The organism is Acidovorax sp. KPB24-07 (assembly GCF_057543315.1).
In genome coordinates, this window is the sequence record NZ_BAAJYS010000023.1 from 17594 (window position 1) to 30057 (window position 12464).

A 12464-nucleotide genomic window follows, 5' to 3' on the forward strand; every position below is an offset into this window, starting at 1 on the left:
GCCCAAGCTTTGAACGCAACCACTGCACAAAAGCACGTTTGTAAGCCAGCTCATGACAAGCGCGAAGACGACGACAGCGAAGGGCCTTCCTGCTGTGATAGGCCTCCCAGTCTTCAACAGTCAATGGTGGTCTGCTCATGGCTCTATTATGAAGTTTTAAGACATGTGAAACATCAGAAGTTCACAGGCCTAGGGTGACTGTCTGGATACTGTTCACGCAACGCTCGGCGCAGATCAAGGAGGCCGTGGCCAGACTCCGCCGGAGGGACAAACTTTGGGGGAGGAGAAACAGCAAGCACCTCATTGTCTGGAATGGTGCCACCAGTAAGCACCACCGCTGGCGGTTTGGTGATGGCTTTGCAGGCCTCGGGCTCACGGTCAAGCGACTTGCCGGTAGTGTCGTAGCACCGGCAGGCTGTAGCAGTAGCCATGCAGCCGGCAAACACAGGGACAGAAGCCGCAGGAGAGGCAGGAGCAGCGACAGCAACGGGACTGAGGGTGTCGACAGGGCTAGACGCCGCAAGGGCCGCAGGCGGGGCGCCAGGGGCCTTTGCGCCTGGCTGCGGTGCCTGAGCGACCTGGGCAGGTTTGGCTTGGCCTCCAGCGACGCGATCTGCCAGTCTGGCATAGGTCGTTGGAGCCATCACGCCAACACCAACGATGCCAGCCAGAATGAACCACACCAGGCCGGGGATGCGCCGCGGTTGCTTCGTATGCAGATCTGCGCTCTTGTACAGCTTGAACACCTTTTTGCTGTAGCGCCAAGGGGACTTGGTCATGCTCTTTGCGTAGAGCAAACCGCGGGAGACGTGATCCCATTCGTAAACGATGGCCATGGGCATGTTGGCAATGCGGCGCACGTGTAAATGGCGACCACCCAAGGCGTGGATGTTCTTGTCCACCAGCATGACATTCTGCGTGATGATGATGAAGTCAACCCCCATGTGGCGATGGGTCTCCAGGGCTTCGATATCGGCCGGCACCGCGCTGCCGTTGGCCCTTGGCTTCCAGTGCCGCTGGACCTCGTCGAAGACGATGACACTGCCAGGCTTGGCCCAGGTGTGCCAATCGCGAAGGCCTTGGTTGTCTCCACCGTCGATGAGCTCGTGATCCAACAACAGCCCGTTGATGTTGGTGTAAATCGTACGAGGGTGCATGGTGATGACACCGTCCGCCCCTTCTTGGGGAATGTGCGTGCCAACCAGCGGCAGCAGCAGCTTCTCGATTGTGTAAAGCGTTTTTCCGGCACCAGGCGTGCCAGTAATGACGGTGATCATCCTGGGTTCTTCCCGAGAATTTGGGTTGCGGACTGGATCTGCCACAGCAGGAGCTTTGTGGTGATGGCACCGAGGATCATCCCAACGCCGGTGCCGCCGCCTGCGTACAGAAACAAATTCAGCATGTCGGCAGGCAAAGTGTTGATGCCACCCTTCACCAGATCCTTGACCTGGCCGACGGCGATCTGAAAGCCAGTGATCGTGACGACGCTGAAACCGATGGAGGTCAGGATGCGTGCGATGAGCGGCTGCATCATCGACAGAAGCCATGTTCCGATCTTCATGCGTCGGCCTTTCCAGGCATCACGATGAACAGCGCGCCGAGTGCGCACATCAAAAGCAGCAGGGGTCGCACATAGGTTGCGACATAACTGCACGTCTGCGGCCAGTCGTAAACCATGACGGAACGGCCGTTGATGTTGGCGAACACAGAGGCAGGGCACGACCCACTGCCCCAACTGTTTTCCACTTGGTAAGTCACATCGAAGGTCGCCTTTGGAATGTCGCCGTCTGGTGTGTCCAAATCAGGTTTTTCGCAGGCCAAGACACCAGGGTTCTGCTTGCAGAAATCCGGCTTGTCCTCAGCCGTCGAATCGTCATTTGTCTCGGTGACTGTGTCGTTGTTGGTGATCGTGTCACCGGTCACGTTGTTGGTGATCGTTGTGTTGTTTACCGTGGTGGTGTTGTACGTGACCTTGTTATCGGTGTAGCTCACGTTGTGCGTAGCCGTTGAGGTCTCGGTGCGCGTTGCAGGCTGGGTATTGGACGAGCCGGGAGGCGCTTGATTGGTGGTGCCTGGCTGAACCTGAATTTGCGTAGACACACGTTTTTGCTCACCAGGCACGCTAGATGGGCCAGACACATCAGTGTCAGGGCCGGCAGCACCAAATGGATCAATACCAGCGGCAGTAATGGCCTGCTCTACGATGCGTGGGGTTAGTATTGGAGCCTCAGGCCTATCCATATACTGGGCAATATCATCCATAGAAGCCGGCAGGTTATCAATTACATTTGAACTACGAGAACTTATTGCTTGTTCTATATACAAATCATCTAAAACACCGTCCTGACGCCTTACAGATACAGTAAACCAGCAACTAGATTTTGTCGCACCAGCGCCAAAGATTCCGAGAACTTTAAAACCTATTCTTGAATATGCCGCAGAGCTAATCTGCTGATATGCACTACAAGCAGCCTGATAACTACTCAACCATCCAGTTTCATTTTGTATATTATATTGAAATCCGTCGTTTGGCTGCTCCATAATCCATGGCTTGCCAGGATAATCCGCAGGATTTGGATTGGGCTTAACCTTACCCTCAGCAAACCAATCTGCAACCAAAGGTACGGCAACCATCAAAGCAGTTGCTCCGACTGGACCTGTAAGCAAGCCGCCAACAGCGCGAGCGAATCCCGCACGCGTGATTGGTGCTTTTGCTACAGCTTCTACAACCTTGCCAGTATTGCCAAGAGGTGTTTTGACAGTACCGCCCATCATCACGCCCGTGCCATTTTGAGCAAGGCCATAATTCCCCACTCGGCCCGTAGCATTTGGCAGGCCATAGGCCGACGTCGTCCAAGGCGTACCAGTTCCAGAGGCTATGGTTATGGTGGATGTATTGCCAAGGACATTGCCATAAGCCGCCTGCAGCGTTGCAAGCCGAGCATTTGGATATGTGGACGCATCGACTACCGAAACGCCACCCAAAGCAAAAGCAGCAACGATCCAGCGAACAACATTTCGAGAGAAGAAGGCATTTCTATCTTTCATTAGTCGTGATCCGGGTTAATGCTGAATAGATTCAAAACCTGCTTGGCGCCCCAGATCACCACGCAGGCGCCAATCACCAGGCCGAACAAGGCGAGCAAGTCCGCCATGCGGTCTTCATTCGGCGGCGCCGGCTCGACCTGCACGACCACCGTCACGGTGTCCGTGGACGCTGTGGCGGTGTTCGTGGCCATGGCTTAGCGCCAGCCGAGTTTGGAGGCCAGCTTCAGCAGGCCCCACACTGCCACCATGGCGCCAATCACCAAGGCGATGGCGGCCAGCATGTCGGTCTTGGCTGCGCCCACGTCGGTAGCGATGGATGCAGGCAGCTCCGCGTAGGCCGCACCAGCAGTGGCGAACAGGACAGCGGGGATAGCTGCCAGCTTTGCGGCAAGGGTCTTCGGGTTCATTGAGTTTCTCCAGGTTGGTTGCTGCGGAATTGCAGCCCAAAGAGCAGCACGCTGCCCTTCAGGCTTCAATCACTCAGCGCGGAGCGACAGAGGTGCCAGGCGCGGCCTGAGCGGGCTTGCCGGGAGTCACTTGGGGAGGCAGCGGGACCACGGAGACGATCTCCTGACGACGCTGGCCGTAACGCATAACGTCCTGCATCTCAAGCTCCGCCATGCACGGCAGCTCCAGACCGTCGAGCTTGCGAAGTACCGCAGGCTCGCATTGGTATTCGCTGCCCATGAGGCCGCGAGCGCCCTTCCCCACGATGGGGAGGGCGGTGTACAGCTTGCCGATGGCATAAGCGTTGCCAGTTTTCTTGCTGACGCCTTCGCTGATTTCGATACCGATCACGTGTGCTTTCATGGCCTTTTCTCCTGTAGTGCGACCGACGACGCCGCGATGAATCCGGCCAGGGTGGCCTTTTCCAGTCGTCGTGGGACGCCTGGCCGGGAAATGAGGTCTAAGAGGGTCTCTGCAGGGACGTGGCCGCGCATGACGTGCACGAGCTTTCCGTAGCCGACACTGGCGTGATGGACCATCGTGTCCAGGCTCAGATCGCCCTCTTTCTGATGCGTGGCGATACGCTCGCCGGCGACGGGCAGCAAGCGCTGCAAGCACTCGTAGGCGCCGACGAAATACACGTCGCAGCGGGTGAGGACGTCGAGCGGCACGTCGCGGTCCTTGTTGCGGATTTCGACCTCGAAGCGCGTCCACTTGTCGCCACTACCTGGCGCGAGCTGGAGGCCCTTTTCATAGGCGCGCAGCATCTTTCCGTTCTCGCGTCGGCCGATCTCCAACGTGCGGCCGTAGAACGGCTCGTCGGACAGCCAATCGCCTGGCGTGCTGTGCCTCGGCGGGCGGCCTTCGCCTGCCGTGAATTCGCCTGCGTGCATCCAGTCGCGGGCGTCTTCGACGGTGAACTCGCCGTTGAGGCAGTCCACGGCCAAGTCCACCCGTGTAATGGTCGTTTCCCATTGAGAGCCGAGCCAGTCCTGCACCGATTGCCAGTCGCTGACCTTGGCGCAGGCGCTGCCGGAGAGGTCCAGGCGAGCGCGGCCGCGCATGCGATCGCCGCCCCAGTCAAGCAGAGCGACCTGGGAGCGTGAGCCATCGTCCAGCCGCATGAACAGCCGGGCACCGAACTCGAAGCCGAAGTGTCCGCGCCCACCTTCGGCCTCGACAGCCAGGCCGCAACCGCGCAACAGGTCCAGCACGGTGGCGACGACGTGTTCGTCGGGCTCCGGCTTCCAAGTCGCCGTGAGCCAATCGACCTTCGCGCGTTGCTTGGGAGTTTCCCCCAGTGTTACAGCACTGGGGGAAGGCTGGCGCCGCGTCATGCCGAGGCCTCCACCACCGCCGCGAACGGCGTCTCGAACCGAACCGTCATGCCCATGTCGCGCACCTGGCGCACGTACCCGTCGAATGCTTGCACGTTGCTGAATCGCTTGGTTAAGTGGCCATCGGCCAACATGCCCGGAGGGCACCGAACGAGCCAGGCACGCGCAGGCGCTGGCTCCATGTGGATGAGGGCCGATTGGCCGCCGTTGATGAGCCTCATGCGCGGCGCTCCCCAGCTTGGGGAAGGGGCCAGGCCTGCACGAAACGTTGAGGCTCGGACAGCTGCACCTCAAGCAGATCGCGCTGGCGGGACAAGAACGCGAGCTGGGCCTCGCCGGGCTTGCGCTGCAGCTTGTGGCTGTTGCAGATGCCGCCGCTGGTCACCTCGAGGTCGTGCAGCGTGCAAGCAGTGCGGGGGGCGATCACAGGGCTGTCGTGGCGCACCACTTCGAAGTGCGCGCAGTTGCGGCAACCAGGGCAGTCACCGGGCGTCTGGTAGCCCACCTGGGCGTGCTTGGCGACGAGTCTCATGGCTAGTTCCAGAGATCGAACTCGTTGCACTCAGCGCAGAGTGCGTGCCGGCCGGTATGGGCACGCAGGCAGTACGGGCATGCATGAATGCCCTTCCCCTGCCCAGCTTCGGCTGGAGCCGCCAAGCTTTCACCGGGCTGTTGTGTGGCAGGGGTCGGGCAATCTGCAGCTTCCCCAGGTTGGGGTGCGCGTGAGGGGTTAGACATGGCGGCTCCGTTAAGATTGTCAAATTGACTATGTAGTCATTTGTACAAATTGCAGCGGAGTGTAGTCACATGTATATCGATGAAGAATTGAATAAGCTAATCGAGGATGCAACCTCAATAGCTGGAAGCCAAAGAAAGCTAGCAGCGCTGCTCGACATGGAGCAAGCGAACTTCGCGAAAATCAAGAAGGGTGAGAGGCCCGCGAACTGGAGAGTCAGGGGCAAATTGCGCGTAATCCTGGGCCAAGAGCCAGCACACGCGTTCGTCGCTGCGATGGCAGAAGATCTGTCAGCGTCAGAAAACGAGGACGAAAAAAAAGCTGCAGATGGCTTTAAGGCCATGCTTGCAGCTTTCCCTTCGGATTGGCGGAAACGGAGGGATTCGAACCCTCGATGAGGCTCTACACCCCATACTCCCTTAGCAGGGGAGCACCTTCGGCCACTCGGTCACGTTTCCAATCCGGCTATTATGCCTCAGATTGAAGGCGTTTTTGCCTCGTCAAGCAGGCGACTGGTCCAGTTCGAACGCCTTGTGCAGCGTGCGCACTGCCAGTTCCACGTACTTCTCGTCGATCACGACGGAGGTCTTGATTTCGGAGGTCGAGATCATCTGGATGTTGATGCCCTCTTCGCTCAGCACGCGGAACATCTTGGCGGCCACGCCCACGTGGCTGCGCATGCCGATGCCGACGATGCTGACCTTGCAGATCTTGGCGTCGCCCACCACTTCCTGCGCGCCCAATGCGGGAACGACCTTTTCCTTGAGCAAGTCAATCGTGCGCGCGTAGTCGGAGCGGTTCACGGTGAAGCTGAAGTCCGTTTTGCCGTCCTTGCTCAGGTTCTGGATGATCACGTCGACATCGATGTTCGCATCGGCCACGGCGCCCAGGATCTGGTAGGCGATGCCGGGCTTGTCGGGCACGCCGAGCACGGAGATCTTGGCCTCGTCGCGGTTGAATGCGATGCCGGATACAACGGCTTGTTCCATTTTTTCGTCTTCCTCAAAAGTGATCAGCGTGCCGGAGCGGGCTTCTTCGTTGATGTCGATGTCCCAGGGCGTGAAGCTGGACAGCACGCGCAGGGGCACCTTGTATTTGCCGGCGAACTCGACCGAGCGGATCTGGAGCACCTTGCTGCCCAGGCTGGCCATCTCCAGCATTTCCTCGAAGCTCACGGTGGCCAGGCGGCGCGCCTCCTGCACCACGCGCGGATCGGTCGTGTACACGCCGTCCACGTCGGTGTAGATCAGGCATTCGGCCGCCTTCATGGCGGCGGCCACCGCCACGGCAGAGGTATCGGAGCCGCCCCGGCCGAGCGTGGTGATGTGGCCGTGCTCGTCGATGCCCTGGAAGCCCGTCACGATCACGACCTTGCCGGCGGACAGGTCCGCACGCACGCGCTGGTCGTCGATGGATTCGATGCGGGCCTTGGTGTAGGCGCTGTTGGTGCGGATCGGCACCTGCCAGCCGGCGTAGCTCACCGACTCCATGCCTTCGGACTGCAGCGCGATCGCCAGCAGCGCGGAAGACGCCTGTTCTCCGGTGGAGGCCAGCATGTCGAGTTCACGGTGGTAGGCGGACGTGGCGCGCGAAGGGGCCAGGTCCTTGGCCAGCCCGAGCAGGCGGTTGGTTTCGCCACTCATGGCGCTGGGCACCACCACCATCTGGTGGCCGGCCCGCGCCCATTTGGCCACGCGCTTGGCGACGTTGCGGATGCGCTCCGTGGAGCCCATCGACGTGCCGCCGTATTTATGAACGATCAGTGCCATTGGATATCTGGAATGACGAAACGCAAGACGGCGCAGGGAAAGGAGAAAAATTGTTCTGGCGCGCGCCGTTTTTCGTGCAGGGATGGGGACCAAAACCTAGGAATTGTACCAACCGAGCACCTGGGCTTCGCGCACGGCGAAGCCGCGGCCGACCTTGATGCGGATGCGATGCCCCCGCGTGGTGCATGCGGCGATCTGGTCCAGCAGTTCGGCCAGTTGGGCCGCGGCCGGCGTGGTGCCGTGCACGCTGCGCAACCAGTGGCGCAGCACGTTGGCCTGCCGAGCCCGGCTCAGCGACTGCAAGGCCGCCAGCCGCGGCGGCACGCCCACGGCGGCCAGATCGGCCTCGGCCAGTTCCTGCAGCAGTTCGCTGGCCTGCGCGGCATGCTCGGCGCTGCGGGCGAAGGTGTCGCGGAACTGGGGAAAAGCGGCATCGAGCGCTGGCAGCAGCCGGTGGCGGATCCGGTTGCGCGTGTAGTGCTCGTCGCCATTGGTGGGGTCTTCCACCCACGCCTGGCCCCGCGCCACCAGCCAGGCGCGCACGTCGGCGCCAGCCACCCGCAGCAGGGGCCGATGCCAGTCGAGGCCATCGCGCTGCCAGTGCGCAGGCATGGACGCCAGACCCGGCACGCCAGCGCCCCGCGACAGCGCCAGCAGCAGGGTTTCGACCTGGTCGTCGGCGTGCTGGGCCAATGCTATTGTTTTTATAGCGGTATGCCCTAGTGTTACTTGCGCCAGACCCGCAAAAGCCTCGTACCGCATCCGGCGGGCGGTGTCTTCCGGGCTTTGGCCCGGCGCGGGACGTGCGTTCACGCGCGCCACCTGGAGCGGCACGCCCTGGCGCTGGCACAGGTCCGCGCAGTGGCGCTCGAAGCCATCGGCCGCCGCCTGCAGCCCATGGTGCACATGGAACGCATGCACCTGGCCGGGCCACCGCCCTGCGCAGGCCAGCAGCAGCGCGGTGGAGTCGGCCCCGCCGCTCAGCCCCACGGCCAGCGGCAGGGCCGGTGCGAAGGCCGCCATGGCGGCGTCGAAGGATTGCGTCATGCCAAAGGGACGTTTCAAAGGGCTGTGATGGCGGCGACTTCCATGCAAAACGGCCCCGAAGGGCCGCTGGGTTCATGGCATGGGGCGTGGTGCCGGAGCCCTGTGCTTCAGCGCGTCTCGGCCTTGGTGTCGGTGAATCGGCCGTAGCTTTGCAGGCGCTCGTAGCGGCGGTCCAGCAGTTCCTTGGGCTTGAGATCGGCCAGTTGGCGGAAGGCATCGCCCAGGGCGCGCTTGAGGAAGGCGGCCATCTGCTTGTGGTCGCGGTGGGCGCCGCCCACGGGCTCGCTCACGATCTTGTCCACGAGGCCCAGGGCCTTGAGGCGGTGGGCCGTGATGCCCATGGCATCGGCCGCGTCCTGCGCCTTGTCGCTGGTCTTCCAGAGGATGGAGGCACAGCCTTCGGGGCTGATCACCGAGTAGATGGAGTACTGCAGCATCACCACCTGGTCAGCCACGCTGATGGCCAGCGCGCCGCCGGAGCCGCCCTCGCCGATCACGGTGGTGATGATGGGCACTTCCAGTTGCGCCATCTCGAAGATATTGCGGCCGATGGCCTCGGACTGGCCGCGTTCTTCGGCATCGATGCCGGGATAGGCGCCAGGCGTGTCCACGAAGGTGAACACCGGCAGCTTGAACTTCTCGGCCGTCTTCATGAGGCGCAGGGCCTTGCGGTAGCCCTCGGGGCGGCTCATGCCGAAGTTGCGCGCGGCGCGCTCCTTGGTGTCGCGGCCCTTCTGGTGGCCCAGCACCATGCAGGCATGCCCGTTGAAGCGGGCCAGGCCCCCCACGATGGACAGGTCATCGGCGAAGTGGCGGTCGCCGTGCAGCTCGACGAAGTCGGTGAAGATGTCGCGCACGTAGTCGAGCGTGTAGGGACGCTCGGGATGGCGGGCGATCTTGGTGATCTGCCAGGGCGACAGATCGCTGTAGATGTCTTTGGTGAGCTGGTGGCTCTTCTTGCTGAGCTGGTCGATCTCTTCCGAAATATCGACGGCGCTTTCGGTCTGCACGTAGCGCAGTTCTTCGATTTTTCCTTCGAGCTCGGCAATCGGCTGCTCGAAATCCAGAAAGGTTTTTTTCGCCAACGTAATTCTCCTTGGGCTCCTCGCCCTGTTCAGGCCAGCACCACGGGCACGGACGCAGCATCGGTTGCCGCGCCCTCCCGCGAGGGCGTCAATAGTCCACCGGCAACGGGGCGAGCGACCGCCAAATATACCAACTCGCCACGCTGCACCAGGGCTTCCAGGCCTCTGCCACTTCGCGGGCATCGCTGCGGCTCACGGGATCACCCGAAAAATAGTGCTGGCTGATGCCCTGGATCAGGGTGGCATCGTCCAGCGGCATGACGTTGGGGCGGGCCAGGTGGAAGATGAGGAACATGTCCGCCGTCCAGCGGCCGATGCCGCGGATGGCGATCAGCTCCTCCGTGATGGCCTCGTCGTCCATCGCATCCCAGTCCTTGACGTGCAGCTTGCCGGTATCGAAGTGCAGCGCCAGATCGACCAGATAGTCCACCTTGCGCGCGGACAGGCCTGCGCCGCGCATGTCGTCCACCTTGAGCTTGAGCACGCTGGCCGGCGTCATGGTGCGCGGCAGGGCCGCGAAACGGTCCCATACCTTCTGCGCTGACGCCACCGACACCTGCTGGCCGACGATGCTGCGCGCCAGCGTGGTGAACGCATCGCCGCGCTGGCGCAGGGCCACATCGCCCAGTTGCGGGATGAGCCGCTTCATCACGCGGTCTTTCTTGACGAGGTGCTTGCAAGCCTCGGCCCAATACGCGGGCGCGATCAGTTGCGGCCCGTCATGGGCTGTCTTTTTTCGTCGCAGCCACCGCTTATCCCGCCCGCACCAGAAATTTCACCGGCGCCAAAGGCCGCTTCATCCAGGAACCGCTCACTGCGCAGCCTCCCAGGTCGTGCCGGCGGCGGAGTCCTTGAGGACGATGCCCTGCTCCAGCAGCGCCTTGCGGATGCGGTCGGCCTCGGCGAAGTCCTTCGCGGCCTTGGCGGCGGCGCGCGCGGCGATCTGCGCCTGGATGGCGGCTTCGTCCAGCGTGGCGCCGGCCTTCAGGAAGGCTTGCGGATCGCCCTGCAGCAGGCCCAGGCAACTGGCCAGCGCCTTCAGCAGTCCGGCGGTCTGCGGCGAATGCGTGCGGTTGACCTCGCCGGCCAGATCGAACAGCACGGCCACGGCCTCGGGGGTGCCGAAGTCTTCGTCCATGGCGGCCTTGAACCGCGCCGCGTAGGCATCGGTCCAGTCGATCGAGGGCGTGGGCGCCGGCGCGACCAGGCTCAATGCCGTATAGAGGCGCTTGAGTGCGGCGCGTGCGTCGTCCAGGTGGGCGTCGCTGTAGTTGAGGGCGCTGCGGTAATGGGCGCGCACGATGAAAAAGCGCACGGTCTCGGCGTCGTACCTGGCCAGCACGTCGCGGATGGTGAAGAAGTTGCCGAGCGACTTGCTCATCTTCTCGTTGTCCACGCGCACGAAGCCGTTGTGCACCCAGAAGCGCGCCAGCGGCTTGCCGGTGGCGCCTTCGCTCTGCGCGATCTCGTTTTCGTGGTGCGGAAACTGCAGGTCGGCGCCGCCGCCATGGATGTCGAAGCTCTCGCCCAGCGTGGCGCAGCTCATGGCCGAGCACTCGATGTGCCAGCCGGGCCGGCCGGCACCGAAGGGGCTGTCCCACTTGGCTTCGGGCGGCTCCTCGGGCTTGGCGGACTTCCACAGCACGAAGTCCAGCGGATCGTCCTTGCCGTCGGCCACGGCCACGCGCTCGCCCGCGCGCAGCTCGTCGAGCGACTTGCCGGACAGCTTGCCGTAGCCCGCGAACTTGCGCACCGCATAGTTCACGTCGCCGCCGCTGGCACGGTAGGCCAGGCCCTTGTCTTCCAGAGCGCCGATCAGCGCGAGCATCTGCGGCACGTATTCGGTGGCGCGCGGCTCGATGGAGGGCGGCTCGATGCCCAAAGCGCCAATGTCCTGGTGCATGGCGGCGATCATCTCGTCGGTCAGCTCGCGGATGGTGATGCCGCGCTCCACCGCGCGCCGGATGATCTTGTCATCGATGTCGGTGATGTTGCGCACATAGGTCACGCGCAGGCCGCTGCTCTTGAGCCAGCGCTGCACCACGTCGAACGCCATCATCATGCGGGCGTGGCCGATGTGACACAGGTCATAAATGGTCATGCCGCAGACATACATGCGCACATGTCCGGGCTCCAGCGGAGAAAAAGGCTCCAGCGCACGCGACAGCGTGTTGTAGATACGCAAACTCATGGAAATTCAGTCAAGGGGTGGATGGTGCAGCCGGCGCCCTGGCAGGGGCTGCGCAAAGAGGCGGGAGCCTCCCGGAAGGGCCGTGCGCGGCGGTGCGCACATGCAAAATCAGGAGCGGCAACAGCGTACCGGCATGACAAACCCCTCAGCTACAATCCGCCGCAGTATAAGCCCCCGTTACGGCTTGACACCTCCAACCATTCCCGTCCGCCCATGAAGCATCCACAACGCACCCTTGCCCATCTCCTGCGCCTGATTGCCCTGTCGGCCTTGTTGGGTGCCCCGCTGGCCCACGCGGACGACTATGCCGAGATCACCCAGTTGCTCAAGGCAGGCAAGCCGGCGGATGCCCTGGCCAAGGCCGACCAGCGGCTCACCGCCAACCCCCGCGACCCGCAATTGCGCTTCCTGCGCGGCGTGGCCCAGGCGGATTCGGGCAAGCAGACCGAAGCGGTGGCCACCTTCACGAAGCTCACGGAAGACTATCCCGAGCTGCCCGAGCCCTACAACAACCTGGCCGTGCTGTACGCCAACCAGAACCAGCTCGACAAGGCGCGCACCGCGCTCGAGATGGCCATCCGCACCAACCCCAGCTATGCCACCGCGCATGAAAACCTGGGCGACATCTACGCCAAGCTGGCCAGCCAGGCCTACAACAAGGCGCTGCAGCTCGATGCCACGCACGCCAGCTCGGTCAAGCCCAAGCTGGCACTGATCCGCGACCTGTTCTCGACCGAGGCCAAGGCCTCCACCGCCAAGGCGCCCGCGGCTGCGCCCGTGGCCGCGGCGGCTCCCCGCCCCGTA

General features: G+C 62.6%; 15 protein-coding genes and 1 tRNA gene. 2 read left to right on the forward strand and 14 right to left on the reverse strand.

Features of this window, described 5'->3' with window-relative positions:
* Window positions 1–173: 173 nt before the first annotated feature.
* The 8 genes from AC27IQ_RS05190 to AC27IQ_RS05225 form a co-directional block, all read right to left on the reverse strand.
* Entirely contained in the window at window positions 174–1277 is a 1104-nt protein-coding gene (locus AC27IQ_RS05190) for a zonular occludens toxin domain-containing protein (protein ID WP_487088676.1), read from the reverse strand.
* Window positions 1274–1561 carry a DUF2523 domain-containing protein gene (locus AC27IQ_RS05195; protein WP_284409245.1) on the reverse strand — a complete coding sequence of 96 codons (288 nt, stop codon included), beginning with the start codon at window positions 1559–1561 and terminating at the stop codon, window positions 1274–1276. The genes AC27IQ_RS05190 and AC27IQ_RS05195 overlap by 4 nt, the downstream gene beginning before the upstream one ends.
* Entirely contained in the window at window positions 1558–3048 is a 1491-nt protein-coding gene (locus AC27IQ_RS05200; protein WP_487088678.1) for a hypothetical protein, read from the reverse strand. The genes AC27IQ_RS05195 and AC27IQ_RS05200 overlap by 4 nt, the downstream gene beginning before the upstream one ends.
* Window positions 3048–3239: a hypothetical protein gene (locus AC27IQ_RS05205; RefSeq protein ID WP_284409240.1), complete on the reverse strand. Its 192-nt coding sequence runs from the start codon at window positions 3237–3239 to the stop codon at window positions 3048–3050. Before AC27IQ_RS05205 ends, AC27IQ_RS05200 begins: the two co-directional genes overlap by 1 nt.
* Before the next feature lie 3 nt (window positions 3240–3242).
* Window positions 3243–3455 carry a hypothetical protein gene (locus tag AC27IQ_RS05210; protein ID WP_284409238.1) on the reverse strand — a complete coding sequence of 71 codons (213 nt, stop codon included), beginning with the start codon at window positions 3453–3455 and terminating at the stop codon, window positions 3243–3245.
* A 73-nt stretch (window positions 3456–3528) separates the two neighbouring features.
* Window positions 3529–3858, reverse strand: a complete 330-nt coding sequence (locus tag AC27IQ_RS05215) for a hypothetical protein (protein WP_284409236.1) — start codon at window positions 3856–3858, stop codon at window positions 3529–3531.
* Window positions 3855–4832 carry a replication initiation factor domain-containing protein gene (locus tag AC27IQ_RS05220; RefSeq protein ID WP_487088681.1) on the reverse strand — a complete coding sequence of 326 codons (978 nt, stop codon included), beginning with the start codon at window positions 4830–4832 and terminating at the stop codon, window positions 3855–3857. The genes AC27IQ_RS05215 and AC27IQ_RS05220 overlap by 4 nt, the downstream gene beginning before the upstream one ends.
* 217 nt (window positions 4833–5049) lie before the next feature.
* Window positions 5050–5364 (reverse strand): hypothetical protein, encoded by a 315-nt coding sequence (locus AC27IQ_RS05225; protein WP_487088683.1) that lies wholly within the window; start codon window positions 5362–5364, stop codon window positions 5050–5052.
* Between the two features lie 275 nt (window positions 5365–5639).
* Between AC27IQ_RS05225 and AC27IQ_RS05230 the strand changes: the two genes are divergently transcribed.
* Window positions 5640–5966: a hypothetical protein gene (locus AC27IQ_RS05230; RefSeq protein WP_487088685.1), complete on the forward strand. Its 327-nt coding sequence runs from the start codon at window positions 5640–5642 to the stop codon at window positions 5964–5966.
* Here AC27IQ_RS05230 and AC27IQ_RS05235 read toward each other — a convergent pair.
* The 6 genes from AC27IQ_RS05235 to cysS form a co-directional block, all read right to left on the reverse strand.
* Window positions 5934–6026: transfer RNA gene (locus AC27IQ_RS05235), tRNA-Ser, on the reverse strand. The genes AC27IQ_RS05230 and AC27IQ_RS05235 overlap by 33 nt on opposite strands.
* Before the next feature lie 42 nt (window positions 6027–6068).
* Window positions 6069–7337 carry an aspartate kinase gene (locus AC27IQ_RS05240; RefSeq protein ID WP_272548049.1) on the reverse strand — a complete coding sequence of 423 codons (1269 nt, stop codon included), beginning with the start codon at window positions 7335–7337 and terminating at the stop codon, window positions 6069–6071.
* A 96-nt stretch (window positions 7338–7433) separates the two neighbouring features.
* Window positions 7434–8384, reverse strand: coding sequence for a tRNA lysidine(34) synthetase TilS (gene tilS / locus AC27IQ_RS05245; protein WP_487088687.1), 951 nt, complete (start codon window positions 8382–8384; stop codon window positions 7434–7436).
* A gap of 107 nt (window positions 8385–8491) precedes the next feature.
* Window positions 8492–9469 (reverse strand): acetyl-CoA carboxylase carboxyltransferase subunit alpha, encoded by a 978-nt coding sequence (locus AC27IQ_RS05250; protein ID WP_272563991.1) that lies wholly within the window; start codon window positions 9467–9469, stop codon window positions 8492–8494.
* Window positions 9470–9557: 88 nt separating this feature from the next.
* The gene (locus AC27IQ_RS05255) at window positions 9558–10214 is read right to left on the reverse strand and encodes a DNA-3-methyladenine glycosylase family protein (RefSeq protein WP_487088693.1); all 657 of its coding nucleotides are present in this window, start codon (window positions 10212–10214) and stop codon (window positions 9558–9560) included.
* Between the two features lie 66 nt (window positions 10215–10280).
* Window positions 10281–11660 (reverse strand): cysteine--tRNA ligase, encoded by a 1380-nt coding sequence (cysS, locus tag AC27IQ_RS05260; protein ID WP_487088689.1) that lies wholly within the window; start codon window positions 11658–11660, stop codon window positions 10281–10283.
* Window positions 11661–11873: 213 nt separating this feature from the next.
* Here cysS and AC27IQ_RS05265 point away from each other — a divergent pair.
* A partial coding sequence (locus tag AC27IQ_RS05265; protein WP_487088691.1) for a tetratricopeptide repeat protein occupies window positions 11874–12464 on the forward strand: 591 nt, incomplete at its 3' end.